This is a genomic window from Acidimicrobiales bacterium (assembly GCA_025455885.1).
Classification (GTDB): Bacteria; Actinomycetota; Acidimicrobiia; order Acidimicrobiales; family Acidimicrobilacustridaceae; genus Rhabdothermincola_A.
In genome coordinates this window covers 1-25825 of sequence record JALOLR010000013.1, presented here as the reverse complement: position 1 = coordinate 25825, position 25825 = coordinate 1, and the positions used below count along the sequence as shown (strand labels likewise).

Genomic DNA, 25825 nt, shown 5'->3' with positions numbered 1-25825 from the left:
GGTTCACGAGGCGTCGGCGGCGGGCCCGAACGGCGAGAAGAAGCAGGAGTAGTGGCCGGTGTGGCAGGCGCCCTTGCCCTCCTGCTCGACGACGAACAACAAGGTGTCGCCGTCGCAGTCGTAGGAGCCGGATCGGACGAACTGGCGGTCGCCGGAGGTCTCGCCCTTGCACCAGTACTCCTGGCGCGACCGGCTCCAGAACCAGGTGCGACCGGTCTCGAGGGTCTTGCGCAGCGACTCGGCGTTCATCCACGCCATCATCAGCACCTGCCCGGTGCCCTCCTCCTGGATGATGGCGGGCACGAGGCCGTCGGCGTTGTAGGTGACGGCCTCGAGCTGGTCGTCGGTGAAGGCGATGGGCGTGCTCACGGGCATGGTGCGAGGGTACCGGCGGGGTGGCCGGGCCGCGAACGGGTTGGCGGGCTAGAGGTAGAGGCCGGTGCTGCCCTCTTCGAGGCGCTTGGCGGCCACGGCGTGCACGTCGCGTTCACGCAGGATGATGTAGTCGTCGCCGCGGACCTCGACCTCGTAGCGGTCCTCGGGGTTGAAGAGGACCTGGTCGCCGGGCTGCATGGAACGCACGTTGGGGCCGGCGGCGACGCACTCGGCCCACACCAGGCGCTTGCCCATCTGGGCCGTGGCCGGGATGAGGATGCCGCCGGTCGAGCGGCGCTCGCCCTCGGCCCGGGCGGTCTGGACGAGGATCCGGTCGTTGAGCATCTGGATCGGCAGCTTGTCGAGGCTGTCGGGAGCGGAGGCGTCGTCGGGGGCCATGTCGGAGCTCGGTGGGGTCACCGCAGGGACGGTACCGTCTCGCCCTGTGCCCGACGACCTCGCCACCACCTCCCTGCGACTGGCGACGGGCGACGGGCTGAACCTCGAGGCGGAGGTGCGCTGCCCCGCCACGGCGGAGACCGTCGGCGCGGTGGTGCTCGCCCACCCCCATCCGCTCCACGGGGGCTCGATGGCGTCGCTCGTGACCAGCGAGCTGTTCCGGGTGCTGCCCGAGTCCGGGCTGGCAGCCCTGCGGTTCAACTTCCGAGGCGTCGGAGGAAGCGAGGGCTCCCACGGCCACGGCGTCGACGAGCGCCTGGACGTGGAGGCGGCCATCGACGCGCTCACCGAGCGGACCGACCGGCGGCCACTGGTGCTGTGCGGCTGGTCCTTCGGCGCCGACGTGTCGCTCACCGTCCTCGACGATCGCCTCGACGGGTGGGTGCTGATCGCCGCGCCGATGCGGATCCGCCCCACCGCCGACTACGCGGCCGTGGCCCGGGACGTCCGGCCGAAGCTGCTGATCGTGCCGGAGCACGACGAGTTCCGGTCGCCGGCATCGGCCCGGGAGGCCACCGCGACATGGACGAACACCCGGGTGGAGGTGGTGGCCGGCGCCGACCACTTCCTCGTCGGACGCACCGACGCCGCCGCCCGCCTCGTCATCGAGTTCGCGGCCTCCCTCGCCCCTCCCCCTCCCCCTTCTCCGAACTGTTGAGTGCTCAGGGGCGGACGGGAACGCCGCCAGCGAGCATGTGCGCCTTGGCCTCGTGGACGGTGTGCTCGCCGAAGTGGAAGATCGACGCCGCCAGCACGGCATCGGCGCGACCCTCGGTGACGCCTTCCACGAGGTGGTCGAGGGTACCGACGCCGCCGGACGCGATCACCGGGATCCCGACGGCGTCGGCCACCGCCGCGGTCTGCTCGACGTCGAAGCCGTCGCGGGTGCCGTCACGGTCCATCGAGGTGAGCAGGATCTCCCCGGCCCCGAGCCGTTCCGCCTCTCGTGCCCATTCGACGACGTCGAGGCCAGTGGGAGTCCGCCCGCCGTGGGTGAACACCTCCCAGCCCTCGCCCGGCGCGCCGTCGGCATCCCGGCGCCGACGCCCGTCGATGGCCACGACGACGCACTGGTTGCCGAACTCGGCGGAGATCTCGGCCACCAGCGCGGGGCGCTCGACGGCCGCGGTGTTCACCGACACCTTGTCGGCCCCGGCGCGCAGGAGTCGGCGGGCGTCGTCGACGGTGCGGATCCCGCCGCCGATCGTGAAGGGGATGAAGACCTGCTCGGCGGTGCGGCGGACCACGTCGACGATGGTGTCGCGCCGGTCCGACGACGCGGTGATGTCGAGGAAGACCAGCTCGTCGGCCCCCTCGGCGTCGTAGCGGGCGGCCAGCTCGACGGGGTCGCCGGCGTCGCGCAGGCCCACGAAGTTGACGCCCTTGACGACGCGTCCGGCGTCGACGTCGAGACAGGGGATGACCCGAGCGGTCCTCACCCCGGCGGGGGAACCGAATCGGCGGGCGCCACGTCGAGTCGCCTCGCCCGGACGAGCGTGTCGAGTGCGACCCGCTCACCGTCGGGTGTGGCCACGACCCGGTCGACCCGCTCGGCGCGCTCGACCACGAGCTCGACCCCGAAGTCCAGGCAGGCGGCGGCGATGTCGTCGACGATCGCCTCCGAGGTGGTGAGCACGACCGCGTCCTGGGGACCGCCGTAGCCCTCGGCCAGGTTCTGCAGGTCGTGGGCCACGAGCAGGAAGGTGCCACCGGCGGCGAGGGCGCGCACCGCGGTGGCCACCGCGGCTCTCCGCTGGTCGGCGGGGAGCTGCAGGTAGAAGACGATCACCAGGTCGAAGCCGTCGGCGGGGGGCGTCCACGCGGTGGCGTCGGCGACGACGAAGGAGGCCTCGACGCCACGCTCGGCGGCGAGCCGACGGGCCTTGTCGATCCCGACCGACGAGTAGTCGACCCCCGTGACCTGCCACCCCTGGGTGGCCAGCCACACGGCGTTGCGGCCCTCCCCCGTGGCGAGGTCGAGGGCCCGACCCGGGCTGAGGCCGTCGACCTCGGGGGGCAGGAACTGGTTGGGCTCACCCGACCAGATCAGCTCGGCCGTGTCGTAGCGCTCGTTCCAGGCGTCGGCGTCCATGAGGCGGAGTGTACGGGGAGCGTCCCGGAGGCCCGTCAGGCCGTTCGGGGCGACGGGTCGAGAGCGGCGAGGGCGGCCTCGACGGTGAAGGCGCCCTCGTAGATGGCCTTGCCGACGATGACGCCGGCCAACGAGCGCTCGCCGGCACGCAGCGCGGCGAGGGCGGCGAGGTCGGCGAGGTCGCCCACGCCCCCGGACGCCACCACCGGGAGCGGCGACGCCGCCAGCACCTCGGCCAGCCCGTCCAGGTCGGGGCCGGCCAAGGTGCCGTCCCGGGCGATCTCGGTCACCACCAACGCCTCGACGCCGACGTCGGCGAACTCCGTGGCGACGTCGAGCAGGTCACGGCCCGAACCCTTCTCCCAACCTCGGACGGCCACCTCGCGGCCCCGGGCGTCGAGGCCGACGGCCACCGGGAAGCGGGCCGCGAGCCGAGCGACGAGCGCCGGCTGTTCGAGGGCGGCGGTGCCGACGACGACGCGGCGCACGCCCGCCTCGAACAGCGCTTCGGCGGCGGCCTCGTCCCGCACGCCCCCGCCGGTCTGGACGGGCACGTCGACCCCCGCGGCGATCTCGGCGATGACCGCGCGGTTGACCGGGAGTCCGGTTCGGGCGGCGTCGAGATCGACCACGTGGATCCACGGCGCACCCGCTGCCGCGAACGAGCGGGCCTGCTCGACCGGGTCGTCGTGGTACACGGTCTCGCGGTCGTAGTCGCCCTGGTAGAGCCGCACGCAGCGCCCGTCGCGGACGTCGATGGCCGGGAACAGCTCCATCATGCGCCGGCCGCCACGCCGGTGCGGGCCGCCGCCACGAACCCGCGCAGGAGGTCGAGCCCGGTCGTACCCGACTTCTCGGGATGGAACTGCGTGGCCCACAGGGGGCCCCGCTCCACCGCGGCGGGGACGGGCCCGCCGTAGTCACAGGTGGCGACGACGTCGGGACCGAGGGGAGCGGCGTAGGAATGGACGAAGTACACCCACACCGGGTCGGGCACGGCCGCGAACATCGCCGACGGGCGCCGCACCTCGAGCAGGTTCCACTGCATCTGGGGCCGCTTGACGCCGTCGGGCAGGAGGCGCAGCACCCCGGGAAGCACACCGAGCCCGCTCACACCGGGCGACTCGTCGGAACCGTCGTAGAGCATCTGCATCCCGACGCAGATACCCAGGAACGGCCGCCCGGATGCCACCGCGGCGACGGCGACCTCGTCGAGGCCGGCGGACCCCAACGCGCTCATGCACGCCCCGAACGCGCCCACCCCGGGGAGGACGACGGCGTCGGCATCGGCCACGAGGGCGGGGTCGGCGGTGAGCCGCGCGTCGGCACCCACCGTCTCGAGCGCCTTCTGCGCCGAGCGCAGGTTGCCGATCCCGTAGTCGAGCACCGCCACCAGCGGCCCGACCTGGCCGCCCGACCCCTCCACAGCGCTCACAGCACGCCCTTGGTCGAGGGCACGCCGGACCCCTCGACGCGCACCGCGTCGCGCAGCGCCCGGGCGACGCCCTTGAACGTGGCCTCCACGAGGTGGTGGGTGTTGCGACCGCGGACGGAGGTGACGTGCAGGGTGATCGCCGAGGCGACCACGAAGGCCCGCCAGAACTCCTCGACGAGCTGAGGGTCGAACGGCGGATCGCCCAGGATCTTCTCGCCGGGGAAGTCGACCTCGTAGTGCAGGTAGGGGCGTCCGGACAGGTCGAGGGCCACGTCGACGAGAGCCTCGTCGAGAGGCACCCGGACCGACCCGAAGCGCCGGATGCCGGCCTTGTCGCCCACCGCGGCCCGGAACACCTCCCCCAGCGCGATGCCCACGTCCTCCACGGTGTGGTGGGCGTCGATCTCCAGATCGCCGGTGGCCCGCACGACGAGGTCGAAGCCCCCGTGGCGGCCGAGCTGGCTCAGCATGTGGTCGAAGAACGGCAGACCGGTGGTGGCCTCGACCGTGGTGCCGCCGTCGAGGTCGAGCTCGATGGCGATGTCGGTCTCCGAGGTGGTGCGGGCCACCTCGGCGGCACGGCGGTCGGGATCGGGGCGATGGGCGTTCACGAGAGGATCTCCTCGAGGGCGGAGAGGAAGAGGTCGTCCTCCTCGGGGGTGCCGACGGTGACCCGCAGGCACCCGTCGAGTCGGGGCCACGACGAGCAGTCGCGCACCAGGACCGACTTGTCGACGAGACGCCGCCACGTCTCGTCGCCGGGGACGGGTCGGGGTCGGAACAGCACGAAGTTGGCCCCCGAGGGCCACACGTCCACGGGGAGCTCGGCGAGCCGGGCCACGAGACGGCCGCGCTCCTCGACCAGGCGAGCGACGCGCGCCTCCATCTCGGCGCGGTGGGCGACGGCGGTGAGCCCGGCGGCCTGCTTGAGCGCGTCGAGGTGGTAGGGCAGGACGACCTTGTGGAGCTCGACCACGACCTCGGCCGGGCCGATCAGGTACCCGAGCCGGGCGGCGGCCATCGACCAGGTCTTGGAGAACGTGCGGGTGACGACGAGGGGGACGTCGTCGGCGACGAGCCCGAGCGCCGACCACGGCGCGAACTGCCCGTAGGCCTCGTCGACGACGAGCATGCCGCCGGCGTCGGCCACGAGGTCGAGGGTGGCCCGCACGGTGGCCTCGGAGTCGACGAGACCGGTCGGGTTGTTGGGCGAGCACAGGAAGGCGACCGACGGCGAGGCCTCGGCGACGACGCGGCGCACCTCGTCGAGATCGACGGCGTGGTCGGCAGCCCGCTCACCGGCGACGACGCCGGTACCGGTGAGCCGGGCGATGTGGGCGTGGAGCGCGTAGGTGGGTTCCCACATGGCGGCGGTGCGGCCGGGTCCGCCGTAGGTGAGCAGCAGCGTCTGGAGGACCTCGTTGGAGCCGTTGGCCACGAAGACCTGCTCGGGGCCCACCCCGTGGAGCTCTCCGACGGCGGTGCGCAGCTCGAGCGCAGCGCGGTCGGGATAGCGGTGCCACTCGATGCGGCGCGCCGCGTCGACGACCTCGTCGATCCACTCGGCGGGGGGCGGCTCGGGGGACTCGTTGGTGTTGAGGCGCACGGCCACGTCGACCTGGGCCGAGTGGTACCCCTCCATGAGGGCGACGTCGTCGCGGGGCGAGATCACGGCGTCACCCGTGCGGCGGACGGGTTGGCGGCGGCGAGAGCGTCGAGGGTGCGCAGGCGCAGGTCGACCGACTCGGCGTGGGTCGAGAGCCCCTCGGCGCGGGCGATGGCGGCCACCACCGGCGCGGCGCGACGGAAGCCGGCGTCGTCGACGTGCACGACGTGGACCTGCTTGGTGAAGTCCGCCACGGTGAGGGCGCTGCCGTAGCGGGCGCTGCCGAAGGTGGGCAGGACGTGGCTGGGGCCGGCGACGTAGTCACCGATCGAGGCGGGGGCCATCGGGCCGCAGAACACCGCCCCGGCGTGGCGGACCATCGGGACCAGGGCATCGGGGTCGTGGACCATCAGCTCGAGGTGCTCGGGGGCGATGCGGTTGACGACCGCCATGGCCGCCTCCGGCCCCTCCACGAGGGCGCAGAAGCCGCCGGTGGCGAAGGTGGCGGTGATCTCCTCGCGCCGGGGGGCTGCGGCGACGAGTCGGGCGAGGGCCGCGTCGACGGCGTCGGCGACGGCCGGGTCCCAGGTGACGAGCCACGACAGCCCGTCGGGTCCGTGCTCGGCCTGGACCATCAGGTCCACGGCGACGAAGTCGGGGGGCGCACCCGAGTCGGCGACCACCACGATCTCCGACGGACCGGCGAATGCGGTGGGCACACCGACCTGCCCGGCGACCTCCCGTTTGGCGAGCGCCACGTAGACGTTGCCCGGTCCGACGATCACGTCGACCCGAGGCACCGACTCGGTGCCGTGGGCCAGGGCGGCGATGGCCTGGGCACCGCCCACCGCGTAGACCTCGTCGACGCCGGCGAGGGCGGCCGCGGCCAGGGTGGCCGGGGCCACCCTTCCGGTGGTGCGGTCCGGTGGTACGCACAGCACGACCTCGGGCACCCCGGCGACCCTGGCCGGCACCGCCGTCATGAGCACCGTCGACGGGTAGGCGCCACGGCCGCCGGGCACGTAGCACCCGGCCCGGTCGACGGGGACCGTCAGACCGTCGACGCGGATGCCGGCCCGGGTGAACGAGTGCGGGGCGGCCAGCTGGGTGCGGTGGAAGGCCTCGACGGCGTCACGGGCCTCGGTGAGGGCGGCGACCAGGTCGGCGGGCGAGGTGGCCAGCGCGTCGGCGACCTCGGCCGGGTCGACCCGCAGGTGGTCGAGGCTCACGCCGTCGAAGCGCTCGGTGAGCTCCCTGAGCGCGACGTCGCCCCGGGCCCGAACGTCGGCGACGATCTCCTTCACCGCGGCCACCGGGCCCTCCCCGCCGGGGTCGGGGCGGGGCAGGTGGGCGGCGGGATCGCCGGTCACCCCGCGCAGGTCGAGTCGCGTCAACACGGATCGAACGCTACTGCCGCACCCGTCGGACCCCGGCGCCGGTTCGAGCCCGGATCGTGCGTGACGGTCAGCCGCGCATGCGCACGGTGACGCCGCGCAGGCGCCGATCAGCTCCCCGCAGCGCCCGTTCGACCTCGAACAGCTCGTGGGCGAGGGACTCCTCGCCGTCGGCGTGGAGGCGCTCCCCCACCGCGGTGACCTTGGCGACGAGCTCCTCGAGGGTCGTGCTGGCCGACGACAGCTGGGCGCGTTCGGAGTCCACGTCGGCAGTATGGGCCGTCGATCGCCCGCCAGGGCGAAAAAGAGGCCGACGCCCCTCGAAGGGGGCGTCGGCGGGGCGACACTGGGCGGCGGATCCCATGTGTGTCGCCGATGTCAGGTGGCGGGAACCTGACGCCGAGGACCCTACCCGTATTCCTCGCCCATGTGCACTCGGGCCGACGGGACACGTCAGGTCGGCAGCACCGAAGCCTGCTCCGGCGTCGGGTCGACCCGGCGGTCTCCGCATCCGTCACGATCCCCGCCAGCCGATCGAGATCGTCACACTCGGCTGGACGGGCAGAAGTCGGACAGCACGCAGTCGCCGCAACGGGGGGTACGGGCCACGCAGACCCGGCGGCCGTGCAGGATCAACAACAGGCTGAATCGGCCCCGGTCGGCGGCCGGGACCATCGGGTTCAGGACGTGCTCGACCTTCACCGGGTCGGTCTCGGTCGTCAGACCCAGACGGCCCGAGAGGCGCAGCACGTGGGTGTCGACCGGCAGCCCCGGCAGGTCCATGGCCACGCTGCGCACCACGTTGGCCGTCTTTCGGCCCACGCCGGGCACGGTCACGAGGTCACGCATGGCGCCGGGCACCTCGCCGTCGAAGCGGTCGACGAGGGCCTGGGCCATCCCGATCAGGCTCCTGGTCTTGTTCTTGTAGAACCCCGTCGAGCGCACCAGCTCCTCGACCTCACCCGGATCGGCGACGGCGAGGTCCTCGGGCGAGGGGAAGCGGGCGAACAGCGCCGGGGTGACCATGTTGACCCGGGCGTCGGTGCACTGCGCCGACAGGATCGTGGCCGCCAGCAGCTCGTAGGGGTTGCGGTGGTCGAGCTCGCACCGGGCGTCGGGGTACTCGGCGTCGAGGCGGAGTCGCACCTCCCGGGCGCGCCCCTTCGGGCTTCTCGGACGGGCCATCGGGCGAGGCTAGCGGTGGGTCGGGACGACCCTTCGAGACGGCCCGCGGCGTCGCCGCCGATGACGCGACCGAGGCCCTAGGGTCGCCCGGGTGGTGCACGAGACGCGAAACGCCGACGGCGACCTGATCGCCCTGGACGCCGAACCGGTCGACGCCGACCACGACGCAGCAGCGGCGGCCGCCGGGCTGGTGCTCGTACGTGAGGTGCTCCAGCTCCGGTGCCCGCTCCCGGCCGCGGAACCGGACCCGATCGGGCTCCGACCGTTCCGCCCCGGCATCGACGACGACGCGTTCCTGGCCGTCAACAACCGGGCCTTCGCATGGCACCCCGACCAGTCGGGATGGACGCCCGCCGAGCTCCGATCCGCCGAGGCGGAACCATGGTTCGACGCCGACGGGTTCCTGCTCCACGAGCGCGAGGGGCGCCTGGCCGGCTTCTGCTGGACCAAGGTCCACCCCGCGAGCGACGACGACCCCGCCCTCGGCGAGATCTACGTGATCGCCGTCGACCCCGACTTCCACGGCCTCGGTCTCGGGCGGGCCCTCACGCTGGCCGGCCTGCGCCACCTGGCCGACCAGGGCCTGCGCCACGGGATGCTGCACGTCGAGTCCACCAACGTCGCTGCCCGGGGCCTCTACGCCGACCTCGGGTTCACCCCCCACTCCAGCCACCGTTGGTGGGAGCGACCGCAGGGCGGTCGCTAGCGTGAGCAGGTGCCCACCCGCTACGACCTCGACCGCGACGAGCTCGCCGGGCTCCTCGCCGGCGAACCCCGTTACCGGGTCGACCAGGTCTGGCGGGGCCTCTACGCCGAACGTCGTCGCCCCGACGAGCTGACCACCCTGCCCACGGCGCTGCGGGCCCGGCTCGACGCGGAGCTCCCGTCGGCGCTGCGCCCCGTCGCCGAGTCGCGCGCCGACGGTGACGAGACGGTGAAGTGGCTGTGGGAGCTCGACGACGGCGCCACCGTCGAGACGGTCCTCATGCACTATCCCGACCGCTCGACGGTGTGCGTCAGCACCCAGGCCGGCTGCGCCATGGGGTGCGGGTTCTGCGCCACCGGCCAGGCCGGCTTCCAACGCCACCTCACCGTCGGCGAGATCGTCCAACAGGTCGTGGAGGCCTGGCGCCACGCGGCCGCCGGCGACCCGCCCCGCCGCGTGTCGAACGTGGTGTTCATGGGGATGGGCGAGCCACTCGCCAACTACGACCGCACGTGGGCGGCCGTGACCCGGATGCACGACGACCTCGGGATCGGGGCCCGGCACCTCACCATCTCGACGGTCGGCATCGTGCCGGGCATCCGACGCCTCGCCGCCGAGTCCCTCCCGGTCAACCTCGCGGTGTCGCTCCACGCCGCCAACGACACCCTGCGCGACGAGCTGGTGCCCGTCAACCGCCGCTACCCCCTCGCCGACCTCCACGCCGCCTGCGCCACCTACCTGGAGACCAAGAACCGCCGGCTGTCGTTCGAGTGGGCGCTCATCGACGGCGTCAACGACCGCCGTTCCGACGTCGACGAGCTGGCCGACTACGCCCGCTCGCTGCGCGCCCACGTCAACCTCATCCCGCTCAACGTCACACCCGGCTGGCCCACGACCGGCTCGCCCCCCGAGCGGGTGGCGGCGTTCCGCGACCAGCTCCGGGCCGTCGGGGTGAACGCGACGGTGCGGGCCAACCGGGGCACCGATATCGACGCGGCCTGCGGCCAGCTGCGCGCCGCCCACGAGGCAACCCCGGTGTCGATCGGACCGCGACCTCCACATCCGACCCCCGGCCCGCCATACTGACCCGATGGAAACCCGCAGGTGGACGAACCCTGGCCAGCCCCAGACGCTGCAGATCGCCGTCTTCCTGCTCTACATCAACGCGGCGTTCGGCGTGCTCTTCGGACAGGTCTTCTCCGTCCTCGGGCTGATCATCGTCGTGGGCCAGGCGGCGGCCGGCTTCGGGATCGCCAACGAGAGGAAGTGGGCCTACTGGCTCGGTGTCGGCGTGGCCGGCCTCGGGCTGTTGCCGTACATCCTGTTCCTGACCTCCGAGGGCCTGGGGTCGATCTTCGACATCGGGTTGATCATCAACCTGTTGTTCCCGGTGGCACTCTTCGCGCTGTTGCTGCACCCCATGAGCCGCGACTACCAGCGCATCTGGTTCAAGTAGCACGCTCCGCCGCCGCAGGTAGGGTCGGGAGATGACCACCACCGTGACCGGCATCGCCGGGTTGAAGGAGCTCGTCGGCCAGCACCTCGGGTACAGCGACGAGCTCGAGATCACCCAGGAGCGGGTGAACACGTTCGCCGACGCCACCGGCGACCACCAGTGGATCCACGTCGACCCGGAGCGGGCCAAGGACGGCCCGTTCGGCGGACCGATCGCCCACGGCTACCTCACCCTCTCGCTCGGCCCGGCCCTCCTGCCCACCATCGTGAGCGTCGAGGGCATGCGCATGGCCGTCAACTACGGGATGGGCAAGGTGCGCTTCCCGTCGCCCGTGCCGGTGGGATCGAAGCTGCGTCTCGGCGCCGAGCTGACCGCGCTGGAGGAGCTCGACGGCAACGGTGCCCAGGTCACGATGACGTTCACCTACGAGGTCGTGGGTGCCCCCAAGCCGAGCTGCGTCGCCGAGGTCATCTTCCGGTACTACGAGTAGCGGAGAAGCGCCCGAAGGGCACGGGCCGGGCGTCGAGGGGTGCGCCTGAGCGCCTGACGCCCCATCTACCATCGCCCGGATGCGCCACGCCGACGAAGCGTCGCTGCGCCGGATGCGCAGACGGGAGGCCACGGCGTGGGCGCTGGCCGTGGGCCTGTTGCTCGTCGTCGGCGCGGGCGCCGCGTTCGGCCTGCGGGCACCCTCGGAGCGGGCGGCGTCGACGTCCGCGACCGCCCCTGCCACCACCTCCGCCGAAGCCCCGACCAGCGAGGCCAGCGGGGACGCCAGGGTCGAGGTGGCGGCGGTCGACGCCGACACGAGCGCGGGCATCGAGCAGTACCGCGGGCCGGACTGGATCCGTGAGGAGAACACCAGACCGGGCACCACCGAGTGGCAGATCCCCGACGACCCCAGGATGTGGGACAAGGTCCGCGGCTTCGCCGATGCCACCAGCATCGACTTCGGCGAGGACGTCACCCTCTACGTCTCGACCAAGGCCCCCACCTGGCGCGTCGACGCCTACCGCATCGGCTACTACGGCGGCGGCGGCGGACGTCTGATCTGGTCCAGCCCTGACCAACCCGGTGTCGACCAACCCGGCGCGGTGATCGACTCGAGGACGAACATGCGCGAGGCCCCGTGGGCCCCGTCGCTCACCGTGCAGACCGACGACACGTGGCCACCCGGGCAGTACCTGTTCAAGCTCATCAGCTCCGACGGCGGGGCCACCTTCGTCCCCCTCGTGGTGCGCGACGACGGCAGCACCGCTCCCCTGCTCATGCAGAGCGCCGTGACCACCTGGCAGGCCTACAACCCGTGGGGCGGCACCAACCTCTACACCGGGGTCAACGGCGCATCGGAGACCCGGGCACGCGTCGTGAGCTTCGACCGGCCCTACGGCGGCAACGGCTCAGGTGAGTTCCTCGGTCGCGAGTTCGAGTTCATCTGGTTCCTCGAGCGCCTCGGCTACGACGTCACCTACTGGACCAACATCGACCTCGACGCCCAGCCCGACCGGGCCCAGCAGCACAAGGCCGTGCTCATCCCCGGCCACGACGAGTACTACACCGTCGCCATGCGCCAGGGCCTCGAGCGCGCTCGCGACGCCGGTGTGAACCTCGCCTTCTTCGGGGCCAACAACGTCTACCGGCGCATCCGCCTCGAACCGTCCGAGCTCGGTGAGCGGCGCCACGAGGTGAACTACCGGTCGGCTTCCGAGGACCCCCTCAACGGCAAGGACAACGCCCAGGTCACCACATCGTTCCGCGACGCCCCGGCGGCCAACCCCGAGAGCTCGCTGATCGGCAACTACTACGAGTGCAACCCGGTGAAGGCCGACTGGGTGGTGGGCGACGCGTCAGCGTGGATGTTCGCCGGCTCAGGGTTCGAGAACGGCGACCGGGTGAAGGACATGGTCGGCAACGAGTACGACCGGGTCACCCCGGGGGTGCCCACACCCGAGAACATCCAGGTGATCTCGCACTCCCCCGTGAACTGCCGGGGCAAAGCCTCCTTCGCCGACTCCACCTGGTACTCCGCCCCGAGCGGAGCGGGGGTGTTCTCGGCCGGCACGTTCGGCTGGAGCCCGCTGATGGACGAGGCCTGCCCCGACGGCGTCGAGACCAGCCCACCGTGCCGCCTCCAGAAGGTCACCCAGAACCTGCTCGACGCCTTCGCCGCCGGGCCCGCCGGCGCCGCCCATCCGAGCGTGAACAACCTCGCCGACTTCGGCATCGGCGCGGTGACGGGCCCGTCCCCGACCACCACGCGCGCCCCCTGACCGCCGGCGAGGCGAACGCTCGCGGAGCCGAGCTGAACGAGACAGCCGACGCCGCGCCAGCAAGGAGGCTCAGCACGGGTCCCGCGTTTCGGCGAAGCCGGCGAGGCGAACGCTCGCGGAGCCGAACCGAACGAGACAGCCGACGCCGCGCCAGCAAGGAGGCTCAGCACCGGTCCCGCGTTTCGGCGAAGCCGGCGAGGCGAACGCTCGCGGAGCCGAGCTGAGTGTCAGAGCGGGAGCTTGCCGGTCGCCGCCTTGGTGGTGCCGTGGTCCTTGTAGGCGGCGATGGTGCGCTGGGCGATGCGCATCTGGTGGACCTCGTCGGCGCCGTCGGCGAAGCGGGCCCACCGGGCCTGCTGGGCCATGTGGGCCAGCGGGGTGTCGGTGGAGTAGCCCAGCGCGCCGTGGACCTGGATGGACCGGTCGATGATGCGGTTGAGGCTGTTGGCCACGAAGTGCTTCGCCATCGACACCTCGGAGGTGAAGTCGAGCTTGTGGTCGACGAGGTAGGCGGCGTGGAGCACCATCAACTTGGACTGGTAGAGCTCCATCGCCGAGTCGGCGATCATCCACTGGATGCCCTGCTTCTCGGCGAGCAGCGAGCCGTGGGCGTAGCGGCGCAGTGACCGGTCGACCATCATGTCGAGGGCGACCTCGGCCTGGCCGATCCAGCGCATGCAGTGGGCCAGCCGGGCGGGACCCAGGCGGGCCTGGCCGAGGAGATGCCCCTGGCCGCGGCCACCGAGCATCTGGTCGCGGTGCACCCGCAGGTCGGTGATCCGGATCTCGCAGTGGTTGTGGCTGCCCGACATCGTCTCGACGTCGCGGACCACCTCCCAGCCGTCGGACGGGATGTCGACGAGGAAGGCGGTGTTGGCGGCCTGGGGACGCTCGGGGTCGTCCTCGGTCCGGGCGATGAGGATCGCGAACCTGGCCCCCCGGGCTCCGGAGATGAACCACTTGTGGCCGTTGATCACCCACTCGTCACCGTCGGGGTAGGCGTGGGTGCGGATCAACGTGGGGTCCGACCCGGCGACGTCGGGCTCGGTCATGGCGAAGCACGACCGGGCCCGCCCCTCGCAGAGGGGGCGCAGGTAGCGCTCCTTCTGGTCGTCGGTGGCCCAGTGCAGGAGGGTGTGCATGTTGCCCTCGTCGGGGGCCTGCGCGTTCAGCGCGAAGGGGCCCATGCGGGTCTTGCCCGCCTCCGCCGACACTGCGGCCATGGCCACGTGGCCGAGCCCCATCCCGCCCCACTCCTCGGGCATGTGCGGCAGCCACAACCCGGCGTCCTTCGCAGCGGCGCGCATCTCGACGATGCCGCCGATCCACTGGTCGCGACTCCAGTCCTCGGCGTCGGCGCGGGCCTCCACCGGACGGACGACGTCGTCCAGGAAGCGCTGGACGCGACCACGGATCTCGTCGATCTCGGGCGGGAACGTGAAATCGATCGCCATGGTCGGGCAGTGTGACACAGGCCCCACGAAGGGTCCGGGCCCGTCAGCCCATGGCCGCCGCGACCTGGGCGGCCGCGCCGTCACGGCCGAGGTGGCGCAGGAGCTCGCACAGCAGACGCGCCCCGGCCCGCCCCTCGTCGCCCATCAACACCAGTTCGGTGGCCACGGCCCCGGCCACGCCCTGCTGGGCCAGCACCGCGGCGAGCAGGCTCTTGGCGAGTGGGGCGTCGTCGTTCGCGAAGGCCCACGCCGCCATCGCGACGCCCTCGTCGCGGCGCCCGGCCGCCAGCGTCTCGGCGGCCCGCACCGCCGTCGATCCGGACGCCGCCGGCGCGGCCGGCGACAGGCCCGGGGGGGCGGGGGTCGATCCGGCCACTCCGTGGTGGAACACGGCACTCCACCGCCGCAGCTCGTCGAGACGCGCGCGGTTCGGCCCCGTGGGGCGGTCGGCGGCCACCAGGGCGAGGCCGGCGTCGGCGTCGTCGAGGTGACCGGCCAACAGCGACCGGTGGGCCCGGTCGAGCACGTCAGCCAGCTCGTCCTGGCGGACCTTGCGCAGCTGGAACAGGTTGAGCGCCGCCAGCCCACCGGCCATCACCGCCGCCAGCACCCAACCCGCCCACAGCGCCCAGACGGCGAGGGCGCCGGCGACCGCCACCGACAGGATCTCCGCGGCCCGTCGCCCACGGCCCCTGGTGAGCCCGTCGCAGATGGCGAGGAACACGTGACCGCCGTCGAGGGGCAGCACGGGCAGGAGGTTGAGCAGGGACCAGCCGACGTTGATCCACACGACCTGGGTGACGATCGTGGCGGCCGCCCCCTCCGGCGCCGAACCCGACTGCTCGAGGAGCAGCGCCGGCAGGCCGAACAGCACCAGCGCCGACAGGGGTCCGGCCAGGCTGGTCACGATCCGCCCCGACGGCGGCAGGGTGCCCTCCGCCGTGGTCAGGCCGCCGAAGCCGTGCAGCACGACGTCGGCGTCGAGACCGTACGCACGGAAGGCGACGGCGTGGCCCAGCTCGTGGACCAGCACCGAGACGGTGGCGATCACCACCCAGCTGACGACGAACTCCGGTGACTGGGGCAGGCCGAGCAGCAAGACGATCACGAAGAAGGCCGGCTCGAACCGCACCGGAATCCCGAACAGCCGTACCCGGGGCGCCTTGACCACGGGTCGAGGCTAGGTCCGGTGCTGCGGGGCGGGACGGTCGGGTCCGGCCGCTCTCGGACTGCATGACCGTCGACCGGCACCCGTAGGCTCGGCTCGTGGCCGACATCGACGCCGAGAACCTGCCCGAGGGCGACGAGAAGCGGGTCGCCGTGCAGTCGATGTTCGACGCCATCGCCCCCCGGTACGACCTCGTCAACCGGATCATGACCTTCCGGATGGACGTCGGCTGGCGGCGGCGCACCGTGCGGTCGCTGCACCTCCGGCCCGGGTCGTCGGTCGCCGACCTGGCGTGCGGCACCGGCGACTTCTGCCGCGAGCTCAGCGGCCAGGGTCTGCGCCCGATCGGCTTCGACCTCTCCTTCGGCATGCTGGCCGCCGCCCGCACCGGCGCCCCGCTGGCCCAGGCCGACATCCTGCGCCTCCCCGTCCCCGACGGCCGCCTCGACGGCGTGACGTGCGGGTTCGCGTTGCGCAACCTCGTCGACCTCCCGGCGTTCTTCACGGAGCTGGCCCGGGCGGTGCGGCCCGGGGGGCGCATCGCCCTTCTCGAGGTGGCCGAGCCCCCGAACGCCTTTCTGCGCTGGGGGCACGGGATCTACTTCGGCTCCGTGGTCCCCAAGGTCGGGGGCCTGCTCTCCGACCCGGCGGCGTACCGCTACCTGCCGAAGTCGGTCGCCTATCTCCCCGCCCCGAGCGTGATGCTCGGCCAGCTCGAGGGGGCCGGCTTCGACCAGGTCGAGCGCACGCTGTTGTCGACCGGCGTCGCCCAGCTCGTCACCGCCACCCGCACGATTCCGGAGCGGTGAGCCCCGCCGGCCTGCTGGCCCGCACCCGAATCCTCGACGCCGACCCCGACCTCGTCGCCGTCGCCGGCGACGACGGTGTGGTGTTCGTGAAGGAGCGCGTCGGCGTGGCGGGGGTCGGCTTCGCGGCGCGGATCCCGGTCCCCCGTTCGGGCGGCGCCGCCGACGCCGCCGTCGTCGCGGCGAGCCTGGCGGCGATCGACCACGACGACCCCGTCCACCATCCCGGCTCGGGCCCGGTGGCGATCGGCGCCCTGCCCTTCGCTCCGTCGGCGGCGGGCGAGCTGGTGGTCCCGAGGATCGTGGTCGGCCGGAGCGAGGACGGCACCCGGTGGGTGACCACGATCGCCGCTGCGGACGACGAGCCTTCGAGCCACGAGGTGGACCAGGTCGTACGGCGGGGTCTCGACCGCAGCACCGGCTTCGCGCGGGACGCCGGCCTCGACCCGGCCGACGCCGGCCCGGGCGAGTACTCGCTGAGGGCCCTGCGCAGCGCGGCCTCGTGGTGCGACGCCGTGTCCGAGGCCACGGTGCGCATCGCCCGGGGCGAGGCCGAGAAGGTGGTGCTGGCCCGAGCCGTCGAGGTCCGGACCGACCAGCCGTTGGCGCCCTCGGCGATCCTCGACCAGCTCCGCCGCAGCTACCCGGCCAGCCACCTCTTCAGCGTCGGTGGCTTCCTCGGCGCCACCCCGGAACTGCTCGTCGCCCGCAGCGGCCACCGGGTGACCGCCCACCCCATGGCCGGGACGGCCCCCCGCAGCGGCGACCCCAGCGCGGACGCCCGGCTGGCTGCATCCCTCCTGGCCTCGTCGAACACACGGGCCGAGCACCGCCACACCATCGACATGGTCCACGACACGCTGCTCCCCTGGTGCTCGTACCTCGACGAGGAGGCCGAGCCGTCGGTGGTGGCCATGGCCAACGTCCAACACCTCGGCACCCGTCTGGAGGGACGGTTGTCCGATCCGCCGGCGTCGGTGCTCGAGCTCGTCACCGCGCTGCACCCGACTCCTGCGGTGGGCGGGACGCCGCGTGCCGCCGCGCTGGCCCTGATCGCCGACCTCGAGGAGCTCGACCGGGGCCGGTACGCCGGCCCGGTGGGCTGGGTCGACGCAGCCGGCAACGGCACCTGGGCGGTCGGGATCCGATCTGCGGAGATCGACGGGACCACCGCTCGCCTCTTCGCCGGGGTCGGGGTGGTCGCCGACTCCGACCCGGCCCAGGAGCTGGCCGAGACGCGGGCCAAGCTCCAGGCCCTCCTTGGGGCCCTGGTGCGGCCGTAGGGAGGGCCGGATCGACAGCGGGCGCGACCACCACCACGCGGCGCGCCCTGGACCGCGATGGGCGGCGGGTACCGTCAGCGCGTGGAGCTCGGGACGGTGCTGGCCTCGAGCTGGTCGGCGGGGATCAGCGTCTACGCGGTGATCGCCGCGCTCGGCATCGCCGGGCGCGTCGGGTGGATCGAGACGTCCGACGTGCTGCAGCAGCCATGGCTCATCGCGTTGGCCCTCGCGCTGGCCGTCGTGGACCTCGTCATCGACAAGGTCGCCTGGCTCGACTCGGTCTGGGACGCGGCGCACACCGTGATCCGGCCCGCCGTCGGGGCCGCCATCGGGGCGCTGGCCCCGAACCAGATGGTGGGGCCGACGATCCCCGATCCGGTCGTGCTGGCCCTCGCCGGCGGCGGTCTGGCCTTCTCCTCCCACGTCGCCAAGGCGAGCGTCCGGGCCGCGGTGAACAGCTCGCCCGAACCGTTCTCGAACGTCGTCGTCTCGCTGCTCGAGGACGGTCTGATCGCCGCGCTCCTGGCACTCGCCTTCACGTATCCCCGCGTCGCGGGCGTCGTGACCCTCGTGCTGTTCGCGGCCAGCGTCACGGTGTCGATCGTGTCCTTCCGGGTGGCGCGTCGCACCTGGCGCCGCCTCCGGTGGGGCCGACCTCCGCCCGGCGGTCCTCCCGCCGGTCCGGCCGGCGACCCGACCGCCTAACCCACCTCGCCGCAGGCGGCGCGGACCGCGGCCCCTGCCGCCGTCTGCAGACGCTCGTGCACCTCGACGTTGCGGGCGCGGTCGGTGACGACCCGCAGGAGGTGGACGCCTCCCGCGGCGAGCCCCCGGGCCACGGCGGGCCCGACCGCCTCGGCGGTGTCGATGGTGCGCAGCGCCAGGTGGTGCGCCGCCGCGAGCCGCCCGAGGTCCACACCGTGAGGGGTCCCGAAGAGCTGCTCGAACCGGTCTGCGTCCAGGGCCGCCGCCTGGGGGAGGAACGAGAAGATGCCCCCGCCGTCGTTGTCGACCACCACGACCACCAGATCGACGTCACGCCCTGCGAGGCCCAGCAGCGCGTTGGTGTCGTGCAGCAACGCCACGTCGCCGACCAGGGTCACGGTCGGTGCACCTGCGAGCGCGACCCCCACTGCGGTGGACACCACGCCGTCGATCCCGTTCGCGCCCCGGTTGGCGTGGACGGTCACCCCCGGGAGCGAGCCGGCGAACCACTCGACGTCGCGCACCGGCATCGAGGACGACACCACCAACGAACCTCCGGGCGGGACCGCCGCGGCCACGGCACGGGCCGTGCCCGGTTCGGTGACCGGCCCCTCGCCGTCGAGCTCCGCGGCCATGACCGCAGCCACCGCGTCATCGGCAGCCCGCCACCCGGCCGACCACCCGGGATCGGCGGACGCAGGCTCGGCGACACCGGCAAGCCCCCGCGCCAGTGCGCCCGGTTCGGCGGCCACCAGGAGTGCGGCGGTGCGGTGCGGGTCGAGCCAGGCGCCGCCCGCCTCGACCACCACCTGGGGGCCGGTCGACGCAGCCGACCACTTCGCCACCACCTTCGACGCAGGGATCGTGCCGAGGCGCAGCACCGCCGTGGCGTCGCGCCGCGGCCCGTCCACGCGCAGCACGGCGTCGGCGTGGGCGACGACGAGCGGGTGCTCGACACGGCAGCCGCTGCGCGGGTCGGCCACGACCGGCCAGCCCCACGCGTCGGCGAGGGCCAGCACCCCGGCGGGGTCGGCGACCGCGCCGCCCACCACGATGAGGCCGCGCGCCGCAGCGGGACGCAGGCACGCCGCCACGGCCTCGATCTGCTCGCCGGACACCCCGGCACCCGGGGGCCGGGCGTGCCACGCGGCGCCCCCCGAGCGTCCCGGCGGGAGCGCCGCCGGCGAACCGTGGAGCGGCTCGCGGAAGGGCAGGTTGAGATGCACCGGTCCCGACCGGGGACCGACCGCCTCGAGCACCGAGCGCGCCGCGACGCTCCGCCACGTCCCCTCCGCGGCGGCGTCGGGGGGGCCCGGATCGGCGAACCACCGGGGCGCCCGGCCGAACAGGTGCTGCTGGTCGACGGTCTGGGGGGCGCCGACGTCGCGGAGCTCGGGGGGTCGGTCGGCGGTGACGGCCAGCAGCGGCACCCGGTCGAGATCGGCCTCGACGACCGCCGGATGCAGCTCCACGGCCGCGGTGCCGCTCGTGGTGAGCACCACGGCCGGCCGGCCGAGGGCCCGACCCAACCCGAGGGCCAGGAACGCCCCGGCGCGCTCGTCGTGGTGGACGTGCACCCGGATCCGGCCGTCGGCGGCGAGGGCCAGGGCCAGCGGGGTCGATCGGGAGCCCGGACAGACCACGGCGTCGGACACACCGCCGCGCACCCACTCGTCGACCAGCGTCGCCGCGAACGTGGCGTTGAGGACGCCGACATCGGGCGTCCCGCCCGGCGGGTCGGGGGCGAGAGGGGCAGCGTCGTCGACCACGGCGGCCAGCCTACGGTCGTCCGTCGTCGCGCTGATGCCCCCGCCGCGCCCCCGACGGTTCCCCTCGCAGGGGCCGACCGCTACCTTCCCCGGCATGGCATCGACGGACGCGACGGCGCGCGACGACGGCCTCGCTATCGAGCGCCTGGGCGGCCCGGACGGCGCGGATCGTCTGGTGCTGGTGCACGGGTTCACCCAGACCGCCCGCTGCTGGGGCCCCTTCGCGGATCTGCTGGCCGCCGACCACGACGTGTGGGCGGTCGACGCCCCCGGCCACGGAGGATCCGCTGCGGTCCGCGCCGATCTCGTCGGCGGTGCCGACCTGCTCGGGCGGTCGGGGCATCGGGCCACGTACGTCGGCTACTCGATGGGAGGTCGCCTGGCGCTGCACCTGGCCCTCGCCCGGCCCGACCTCGTCGACCGGCTGGTGCTCATCGGGGCCACCGCCGGCATCGACGACGACGCCCAGCGGGCGGCCCGCCGGGCGGCCGACGAGGGTCTCGCCGATCACCTCGAGGCCGTCGGCGTCGACTCCTTCCTCGCGGAGTGGCTCGCCCAACCGCTCTTCGCCGGCCTCTCCCCCAGCGCCGCCGCCGTCGACGAACGGCGCCGGAATACCACCGGAGGGCTGGCGTCGAGCCTGCGGACGGCGGGGACCGGGTCCCAGCGGCCCCTCTGGGACGAGCTCCACCGGCTGGCGATGCCCGTGCTCCTGCTCGCCGGCGGCGACGACAGGAAGTTCACGGACCTGGCCCGCCGGATGGCGGCGGCGATCGGGGAGAACGCCCGGGTGGCGGTGGTCCCCGACACCGGGCACGCCGCCCACCTCGAAGCCCCTGAGCGGACCGCGGCGACGGTGCAGCGATGGCTGGCCGACCCCGGCGCCGCGCCGCTCTGACCGCCGGAGGCGAGCATGACGTGCGAGCCCACGGGTGAACGGTCATCGAACGACTGCTAGAACACCGCGATGCCGAATCCGATCGGACCCCGAACAACCCTCGGTGCGGTCAGGACCGGACCTCCCCGATGGCGGATCGGCGCCGCCCTGGTGGCCGCCGCGACGCTCCTCCTGGGGGCCTGCACCTCCGACGACTCGGAGTCGACCTCCGGCACCACCATGCCGAGCCTCCCGCCCGACGCCCAGGCCGTCGTCGACCTCCCCCCCTACGACTACGGGACGTGGGCCTACCAGGCCGTCGACCGTTCGAGCGGTGACGTGAAGTGGGCCTCCGACGCCGACCAGATCAGCTTCCTCGGCTCGACGACCAAGCTGTTCACCGTCGCCACGTACCTCGACATCTTCGGCGTCGACCAGACCCTCGAGACGCCGGTCTACGCCACCGCCGCCCCGGTCGGCGGCACGCTCACCGGCGACCTCGTGCTCGTCGGAGCCGGCGACATGATCATGGGCGGACGGGGCGTGGGTGCCGGCGACGGCGACGTCCAGTTCAACTCCCCGGACCACGTCTACGCCTACGCCACCCCCCTCGCGACCCCGGTGGAGGGCGACCCTCTGGCCGGGCTGGACGACCTCGCCGCGCAGGTCGTCGCCTCGGGCGTCACCACCGTGGCCGGCGACGTCCTCGTCGACGAGCGGTTGTGGGAGCCCTTCGAGACCAAGGAGGGCGTCGTCACCCCGATCATGGTGAACGACAACCTGCTCGACGTCCGCGTCGACGCGGGGACCGCCGCCGGGGCCCCCGCCGCGACGCAGGTGATCCCGACGACGGGCTACTTCCAGGTCGTCAACGAGGTCACCACCACCGCCGACGGCGAGGCCGACGTCACCGCCGAGCTCGGCGCCGACAACCGGATCGTCCTCACCGGCAGCGTCCCCGTCGGCGCCGACCCGTACAACCTGGCCGTGTTCGCCCCGGACCCGGGCGCCTACACGAGGGCGCTGTTCATCGAGGCGCTCCAGCGGGCCGGCGTGACGGTCACCGCCCCGCTCACGGCGAGCGCCGCCGCCCTCCCGCCGGAGGGGAGCTACGTCGAGGCGAACCAGGTGGCGTCGCTCACCTCGGGCCCGGCGTCCACCTTCGCCACGCTGGTGCTCAAGATCAGCCACAACCGGGGAGCCGAGACGATGCTCTGCCTCCTCGCGGTCGAAGCGGGCTCGAAGGACTGCCTCGACGGCCTCGGCCCGATGTACGACAGCGTGGAGGACGCCGGTGTGGCTCCCGAGCAGGTGCTGCTCTACGACGGTGAGGGCAGCGACCCCTCGTCGGCCACGCCCCAGTCCGTGGTCGACTACCTGACGTGGGCCACCACGCAGCCCTGGTCCGAGGTCTACGAGGCCGCGCTCCCGGACCTCGACGAGGACGGCACGATCACCGCCAAGAGCGGCACCAGCGCCCAGGGGCAGTTCCCACCCCGCCCGTCGCTCTTCGTCACCCAGGCCGAGGCGGGCTACATGACGACAGCCGGCGGCGAGCGGCTGATCATGGCCGTCTACGCCAAGAACGCCACCTACCCGACGGTCGCCGACGGGCTCCAGCAGTCGGCGGCCAACGTGAAGACCTTCCTGCGGGCGTTGCGCGACGCCGGCTAGGCCCGGGCCACCTGTCCGGGTACCCTGCGGGGTATGAAGCGTCCATCCCCGGTGACGTTCGCCGACGACGGAGCCGTCGGCATCACCCCGCCGCTGGAGCGGCGGGGTCGGATGTGGCTCCTCTGGTCGTTCGTGCTCTGCCCGTGCCACCTCCCCCTCTCGCTGGCCGCCCTGGCGGCGGTCTTCGGCGGCACCGCGTTCGGCGCCGTCCTGCGCGACCACGCCTGGTTCGCCGGGACGGTGATCACCCTCACCTGGCTGGCCGGGACCGGCTACGGGTTCTGGCTGATCAGGCGCTCCCAGCAGTCCGACGGCGCCTGCGGTCTGCCCGGCACCCCCGAACGGGTCCGAGTCGACGAGCCGCCCCGACCCTGAGCGGCCTCGTCAGGCCCCGATCCAGAGGCCTCCGGCCAACACGACGCCGAACACGAGCTGCAGTCGTCCGGTGGCGCCGAGCACGGGGATCAGCGCCGGGCCCCTCGCTCCCTCGAGCACCTTCTGCACCGGCGGACGAGCCAGGAGCACGGTGAACAGCGCGGCGGCGGCCAGCGGCCGTTCGGAGAGGCCGGCGAGGAACGGCACCGTCACGTAGGTGGCGCCGATCAACGCGGTGTACAGGATCCGGGTGGGCTGGTCACCGAGGCGCACCGCCAGGGTGCGCTTGCCGGCGACCGTGTCGCCGGGGATGTCACGCAGGTTGTTGACCACGAGCAACGCCGTGGCCAGGAGGCCGACCGGCACCGACACGCCCGCGGTGAGGGGGGTGAGGCGCTCGATCTGGACGAAGGCCGAGCCGGTGGTGGCCACGACCCCGAAGAAGACGAACACGAAGACCTCGCCGAGCCCGGCGTAGCCGTAGGGCCGGGGACCGCCGGTGTAGAACCACGCCGCGGCGATGGCCAGTGCGCCCACCGCGAGGAGCCACCAGGTCGTGGCCGCGGCCAGGGCGAGGCCGGCGGCGCCCGCCACCGTGAACGCCAGGTAGGCGGCCCGCTTCACCGCCGAGGCGGGCTTGGTGCCCGAGGCGACCAGACGCAACGGCCCCACCCGCTCGTCGTCGGTGCCCCGCACGCCGTCGGAGTAGTCGTTGGCGTAGTTCACGCCGACCTGCAGGGCCAACGACACCACCAGCGCAGCCGCGAACCGCCAGGCGACGATGCCCTTGCCCGTGCCGTCGAAGCCGGCCATCCCGGCCGCAGCCGCGGTGCCGACCAGGACCGGCACCACCGCCGCCGGCAGGGTGCGGGGGCGGGCCCCCTCGATCCAGGCGTTCACCCGAGCAGCATGCCCCGCACGGGTGAGGTCCGCCGAATCCCGCGATCCGGGACCTGAGGGGAGGAGTTGCCCTACATTGGCGAGGTGCGTACAAAGATGAAGCCATTGATCCGGTCGACGAGCAGGGTGGCGGTGCTCGGTCTCCTGGCCAGCGGGCTCGTGATGATCGCCCCCTCTGTCGCCGGCGCCGACACCATCGACGTGACCACGACCGCCGACGGCGGCGCCGGGTCGCTGCGGGCCGCCATCGACGAGATCAACACTGCGGGGGCCGGGCCCCACACCATCAACCTGGTGGCCGGCGAGACCTACGAGCTCACCGATTGCGATCTCGGCTACCTCGAGGTCCAGGCCGGGAACGGCCCGCTCACGATCAACGGCAACGGCGCCACGATCGATCAGACCTGTGTCGGCGAGCGCATCATGCGCTACGACGCGATCGAGCAGCTGACCTTCAACGAGGTCACCATCACCGGCGGCAACCGCACCGGTAGCGCCGGCGCGATCAAGAGCTTCGGACCGGTTGCCGTCAACGACTCGACCTTCGTCGACAACACCGCCGACGACGACGGCGGCGCCATCTGGACCTCCAACCAGGCCGTGACCATCACGGGCTCCACCTTCACCCGGAACCAAGCCGGGAGGGGCGGGGCCGTCTACTCGGGCGACAGCACCATCACCGTCACCAACTCGACGTTCGAGGGCAACACCGCCACATCCGACGGTGGAGCGCTGGCCGCACAGGACGTGGACGTCAGCTACACCACCTTCTCGGGCAACGAGGCGGGCGGGTCCGGCGCCGCGATCGCGTCCGCGGGCGGCAGTGTCTTCGCCACCGTCCTCGCCGACGCCGCCGCCGACAGCTGCAGCAGCTCCCTCAGCTCCGGCGGGTACAACTGGTCCGACGACCTGTCCTGCGATCTCAACACGGCCACCGACACCGAGGACGTCGACGGCGACCCCGGGCTGGCCGGAATCGCCGACAACGGCGGGCCCACCGCCACGATGCTCCCCGAGACCGGGAGCCCCCTGCTCGACGCCATCCCCTCCAGCGTGGGCGACTGCACCGGCACCGACCAGCGGGGCATCACCCGCCCGCAGAACGGCGCATGCGACATCGGCGCCGTCGAGGTCGCCGCCGCCACCCCGCCGACCCCACCCACTCCTGTCGATCCCGCCGCACCCGCCGCACCCGCCGCGGCTGCCGCCCAGGCCACCCCCAGGTTCACCGGCTGAACGGGCGCCGTTAGCCTCGGTCTCCATGCGCGAGCTGGTGGCTGTGGCCCTCACCGGAGGCGAGTTCGTCATCGCGCTACGCCGGGCGTGGGACGGCGGTGACGCCGTGCTGCCGATCGATCACCGACTCCCGGCGGCCGCGGTCGCGGCCACCATCGACGCACTGCGGCCCACTCGCATGATCGACGCCCACGGGGACGAAACCGCGCTCCCGGGGGGTGAGCCCGTGGAGGACGGCGACGCTCTCGTGGTGCCCACCAGCGGCAGCACCGGGGTGCCCAAAGGGGTCGTGCACAGCCATGAATCGGTGCGGGCCTCGGCAATGGCCACCAGCGTCGCCCTCGGGGTCGACCCGGCGACCGACCGCTGGCTGTGCTGCCTGCCCGTCTCCCACATCGCCGGTCTGTCGGTCATCACCCGGGCACTCACCCTCGAGGTGCCCCTCGAGGTACACCAAGGGTTCGACGCTGCCGCCGTCACCGACGCCGCCCGCCGGGGCGCAACCCTCACCACCGTCGTCCCCACTGCGCTGGCCCGCTTCGATCCCACCGCGTTCCGGGCCATCGTCGTCGGCGGCTCCGCCCCCCCGGCGGTGATCCC

General features: G+C 73.3%; 29 protein-coding genes. 14 read left to right on the top strand and 15 right to left on the bottom strand.

Annotated elements, in window-relative coordinates; translation table 11 throughout:
* Nucleotides 1-3: 3 nt before the first annotated feature.
* The gene (hisI, locus tag MUE36_11865) at nucleotides 4-375 is read right to left on the bottom strand and encodes a phosphoribosyl-AMP cyclohydrolase (GenBank protein ID MCU0311622.1); all 372 of its coding nucleotides are present in this window, start codon (nucleotides 373-375) and stop codon (nucleotides 4-6) included.
* Nucleotides 376-423: 48 nt separating this feature from the next.
* Nucleotides 424-795: a co-chaperone GroES gene (locus tag MUE36_11860; GenBank protein ID MCU0311621.1), complete on the bottom strand. Its 372-nt coding sequence runs from the start codon at nucleotides 793-795 to the stop codon at nucleotides 424-426.
* A gap of 25 nt (nucleotides 796-820) precedes the next feature.
* Between MUE36_11860 and MUE36_11855 the strand changes: the two genes are divergently transcribed.
* Entirely contained in the window at nucleotides 821-1492 is a 672-nt protein-coding gene (locus tag MUE36_11855) for an alpha/beta fold hydrolase (GenBank protein MCU0311620.1), read from the top strand.
* A gap of 4 nt (nucleotides 1493-1496) precedes the next feature.
* Here MUE36_11855 and hisF read toward each other — a convergent pair whose 3' ends face one another.
* The 9 genes from hisF to nth form a co-directional block, all read right to left on the bottom strand.
* Complete coding sequence (gene hisF / locus MUE36_11850) at nucleotides 1497-2273, bottom strand: imidazole glycerol phosphate synthase subunit HisF (protein ID MCU0311619.1); 777 nt, start codon at nucleotides 2271-2273, stop codon at nucleotides 1497-1499.
* Nucleotides 2270-2926 carry a class I SAM-dependent methyltransferase gene (locus MUE36_11845; protein ID MCU0311618.1) on the bottom strand — a complete coding sequence of 219 codons (657 nt, stop codon included), beginning with the start codon at nucleotides 2924-2926 and terminating at the stop codon, nucleotides 2270-2272. The genes hisF and MUE36_11845 overlap by 4 nt, the downstream gene beginning before the upstream one ends.
* Before the next feature lie 35 nt (nucleotides 2927-2961).
* A complete protein-coding gene (gene hisA / locus MUE36_11840) occupies nucleotides 2962-3705 on the bottom strand; it encodes a 1-(5-phosphoribosyl)-5-[(5-phosphoribosylamino)methylideneamino]imidazole-4-carboxamide isomerase (protein MCU0311617.1) in 744 nt (247 codons plus the stop codon).
* Complete coding sequence (gene hisH / locus MUE36_11835) at nucleotides 3702-4361, bottom strand: imidazole glycerol phosphate synthase subunit HisH (GenBank protein ID MCU0311616.1); 660 nt, start codon at nucleotides 4359-4361, stop codon at nucleotides 3702-3704. Before hisH ends, hisA begins: the two co-directional genes overlap by 4 nt.
* Nucleotides 4358-4972: an imidazoleglycerol-phosphate dehydratase HisB gene (hisB, locus tag MUE36_11830; GenBank protein MCU0311615.1), complete on the bottom strand. Its 615-nt coding sequence runs from the start codon at nucleotides 4970-4972 to the stop codon at nucleotides 4358-4360. The genes hisH and hisB overlap by 4 nt, the downstream gene beginning before the upstream one ends.
* Nucleotides 4969-6033 (bottom strand): histidinol-phosphate transaminase, encoded by a 1065-nt coding sequence (hisC, locus tag MUE36_11825; protein MCU0311614.1) that lies wholly within the window; start codon nucleotides 6031-6033, stop codon nucleotides 4969-4971. The genes hisB and hisC overlap by 4 nt, the downstream gene beginning before the upstream one ends.
* Complete coding sequence (gene hisD, locus MUE36_11820) at nucleotides 6030-7364, bottom strand: histidinol dehydrogenase (protein MCU0311613.1); 1335 nt, start codon at nucleotides 7362-7364, stop codon at nucleotides 6030-6032. The genes hisC and hisD overlap by 4 nt, the downstream gene beginning before the upstream one ends.
* Nucleotides 7365-7431: 67 nt before the next feature.
* On the bottom strand, nucleotides 7432-7626 hold the full coding sequence (locus tag MUE36_11815; GenBank protein MCU0311612.1) for a hypothetical protein: 195 nt from the start codon (nucleotides 7624-7626) through the stop codon (nucleotides 7432-7434).
* Nucleotides 7627-7904: 278 nt separating this feature from the next.
* Nucleotides 7905-8546, bottom strand: a complete 642-nt coding sequence (gene nth / locus MUE36_11810; GenBank protein MCU0311611.1) for an endonuclease III — start codon at nucleotides 8544-8546, stop codon at nucleotides 7905-7907.
* 94 nt (nucleotides 8547-8640) lie between these two features.
* Between nth and mshD the strand changes: the two genes are divergently transcribed.
* The 5 genes from mshD to MUE36_11785 all read left to right on the top strand — a co-directional run bounded on the left by mshD (nucleotide 8641) and on the right by MUE36_11785 (nucleotide 12978).
* The gene (gene mshD, locus MUE36_11805) at nucleotides 8641-9252 is read left to right on the top strand and encodes a mycothiol synthase (protein MCU0311610.1); all 612 of its coding nucleotides are present in this window, start codon (nucleotides 8641-8643) and stop codon (nucleotides 9250-9252) included.
* Between the two features lie 9 nt (nucleotides 9253-9261).
* On the top strand, nucleotides 9262-10338 hold the full coding sequence (rlmN, locus tag MUE36_11800; protein ID MCU0311609.1) for a 23S rRNA (adenine(2503)-C(2))-methyltransferase RlmN: 1077 nt from the start codon (nucleotides 9262-9264) through the stop codon (nucleotides 10336-10338).
* A 4-nt stretch (nucleotides 10339-10342) separates the two neighbouring features.
* Complete coding sequence (locus MUE36_11795; GenBank protein ID MCU0311608.1) at nucleotides 10343-10708, top strand: hypothetical protein; 366 nt, start codon at nucleotides 10343-10345, stop codon at nucleotides 10706-10708.
* 31 nt (nucleotides 10709-10739) lie between these two features.
* Nucleotides 10740-11198, top strand: a complete 459-nt coding sequence (locus MUE36_11790; protein MCU0311607.1) for a MaoC family dehydratase — start codon at nucleotides 10740-10742, stop codon at nucleotides 11196-11198.
* A gap of 79 nt (nucleotides 11199-11277) precedes the next feature.
* Nucleotides 11278-12978, top strand: coding sequence for a hypothetical protein (locus MUE36_11785; GenBank protein ID MCU0311606.1), 1701 nt, complete (start codon nucleotides 11278-11280; stop codon nucleotides 12976-12978).
* A 227-nt stretch (nucleotides 12979-13205) separates the two neighbouring features.
* Here MUE36_11785 and MUE36_11780 read toward each other — a convergent pair whose 3' ends face one another.
* On the bottom strand, nucleotides 13206-14432 hold the full coding sequence (locus MUE36_11780) for an acyl-CoA dehydrogenase family protein (protein ID MCU0311605.1): 1227 nt from the start codon (nucleotides 14430-14432) through the stop codon (nucleotides 13206-13208).
* A 43-nt stretch (nucleotides 14433-14475) separates the two neighbouring features.
* Nucleotides 14476-15603, bottom strand: coding sequence for a site-2 protease family protein (locus tag MUE36_11775; protein MCU0311604.1), 1128 nt, complete (start codon nucleotides 15601-15603; stop codon nucleotides 14476-14478).
* A gap of 95 nt (nucleotides 15604-15698) precedes the next feature.
* Here MUE36_11775 and MUE36_11770 point away from each other — a divergent pair, with 95 nt between their 5' ends.
* The 3 genes from MUE36_11770 (at nucleotide 15699) to MUE36_11760 (ending at nucleotide 18394) form a co-directional block, all read left to right on the top strand.
* Nucleotides 15699-16409, top strand: a complete 711-nt coding sequence (locus MUE36_11770) for a ubiquinone/menaquinone biosynthesis methyltransferase (protein MCU0311603.1) — start codon at nucleotides 15699-15701, stop codon at nucleotides 16407-16409.
* Nucleotides 16406-17689 (top strand): isochorismate synthase, encoded by a 1284-nt coding sequence (locus tag MUE36_11765; protein MCU0311602.1) that lies wholly within the window; start codon nucleotides 16406-16408, stop codon nucleotides 17687-17689. The genes MUE36_11770 and MUE36_11765 overlap by 4 nt, the downstream gene beginning before the upstream one ends.
* Before the next feature lie 81 nt (nucleotides 17690-17770).
* Nucleotides 17771-18394, top strand: a complete 624-nt coding sequence (locus tag MUE36_11760) for a DUF4126 domain-containing protein (protein MCU0311601.1) — start codon at nucleotides 17771-17773, stop codon at nucleotides 18392-18394.
* Here MUE36_11760 and menD read toward each other — a convergent pair.
* Entirely contained in the window at nucleotides 18391-20163 is a 1773-nt protein-coding gene (gene menD, locus MUE36_11755) for a 2-succinyl-5-enolpyruvyl-6-hydroxy-3-cyclohexene-1-carboxylic-acid synthase (GenBank protein MCU0311600.1), read from the bottom strand. The two genes, MUE36_11760 and menD, sit on opposite strands and share 4 nt — an antisense overlap.
* Before the next feature lie 94 nt (nucleotides 20164-20257).
* Here menD and MUE36_11750 point away from each other — a divergent pair, with 94 nt between their 5' ends.
* The 3 genes from MUE36_11750 (at nucleotide 20258) to MUE36_11740 (ending at nucleotide 23089) form a co-directional block, all read left to right on the top strand.
* Nucleotides 20258-21061, top strand: a complete 804-nt coding sequence (locus tag MUE36_11750; protein ID MCU0311599.1) for an alpha/beta fold hydrolase — start codon at nucleotides 20258-20260, stop codon at nucleotides 21059-21061.
* Nucleotides 21062-21211: 150 nt separating this feature from the next.
* Nucleotides 21212-22714, top strand: a complete 1503-nt coding sequence (locus tag MUE36_11745) for a D-alanyl-D-alanine carboxypeptidase (protein ID MCU0311598.1) — start codon at nucleotides 21212-21214, stop codon at nucleotides 22712-22714.
* Between the two features lie 33 nt (nucleotides 22715-22747).
* On the top strand, nucleotides 22748-23089 hold the full coding sequence (locus MUE36_11740) for a hypothetical protein (protein ID MCU0311597.1): 342 nt from the start codon (nucleotides 22748-22750) through the stop codon (nucleotides 23087-23089).
* Between the two features lie 9 nt (nucleotides 23090-23098).
* On the opposite strand, the gene MUE36_11735 is transcribed toward MUE36_11740, so the two are convergent.
* Nucleotides 23099-23989: a 1,4-dihydroxy-2-naphthoate polyprenyltransferase gene (locus tag MUE36_11735; GenBank protein ID MCU0311596.1), complete on the bottom strand. Its 891-nt coding sequence runs from the start codon at nucleotides 23987-23989 to the stop codon at nucleotides 23099-23101.
* 84 nt (nucleotides 23990-24073) lie between these two features.
* Between MUE36_11735 and MUE36_11730 the strand changes: the two genes are divergently transcribed.
* Together MUE36_11730 and MUE36_11725 are read left to right on the top strand one after the other, a co-directional pair.
* Complete coding sequence (locus MUE36_11730; GenBank protein MCU0311595.1) at nucleotides 24074-25225, top strand: hypothetical protein; 1152 nt, start codon at nucleotides 24074-24076, stop codon at nucleotides 25223-25225.
* Between the two features lie 25 nt (nucleotides 25226-25250).
* Nucleotides 25251-25825, top strand: a 575-nt coding sequence (locus MUE36_11725) for an AMP-binding protein (GenBank protein ID MCU0311594.1), incomplete at its 3' end; no start/stop codon positions are given.

Coding starts and splice junctions, on each gene's coding strand:
- MUE36_11780 (MCU0311605.1), bottom strand. CDS start 14,432: ATGGCGATCGATTTCACGTTCCCGCCCGAGATCGACGAGATCCGTGGT.
- MUE36_11845 (MCU0311618.1), bottom strand. CDS start 2,926: ATGGACGCCGACGCCTGGAACGAGCGCTACGACACGGCCGAGCTGATC.
- MUE36_11795 (MCU0311608.1), top strand. CDS start 10,343: ATGGAAACCCGCAGGTGGACGAACCCTGGCCAGCCCCAGACGCTGCAG.
- MUE36_11790 (MCU0311607.1), top strand. CDS start 10,740: ATGACCACCACCGTGACCGGCATCGCCGGGTTGAAGGAGCTCGTCGGC.
- hisA (MCU0311617.1), bottom strand. CDS start 3,705: ATGATGGAGCTGTTCCCGGCCATCGACGTCCGCGACGGGCGCTGCGTG.
- nth (MCU0311611.1), bottom strand. CDS start 8,546: ATGGCCCGTCCGAGAAGCCCGAAGGGGCGCGCCCGGGAGGTGCGACTC.
- MUE36_11740 (MCU0311597.1), top strand. CDS start 22,748: ATGAAGCGTCCATCCCCGGTGACGTTCGCCGACGACGGAGCCGTCGGC.
- hisI (MCU0311622.1), bottom strand. CDS start 375: ATGCCCGTGAGCACGCCCATCGCCTTCACCGACGACCAGCTCGAGGCC.
- MUE36_11785 (MCU0311606.1), top strand. CDS start 11,278: ATGCGCCACGCCGACGAAGCGTCGCTGCGCCGGATGCGCAGACGGGAG.
- MUE36_11750 (MCU0311599.1), top strand. CDS start 20,258: ATGGCATCGACGGACGCGACGGCGCGCGACGACGGCCTCGCTATCGAG.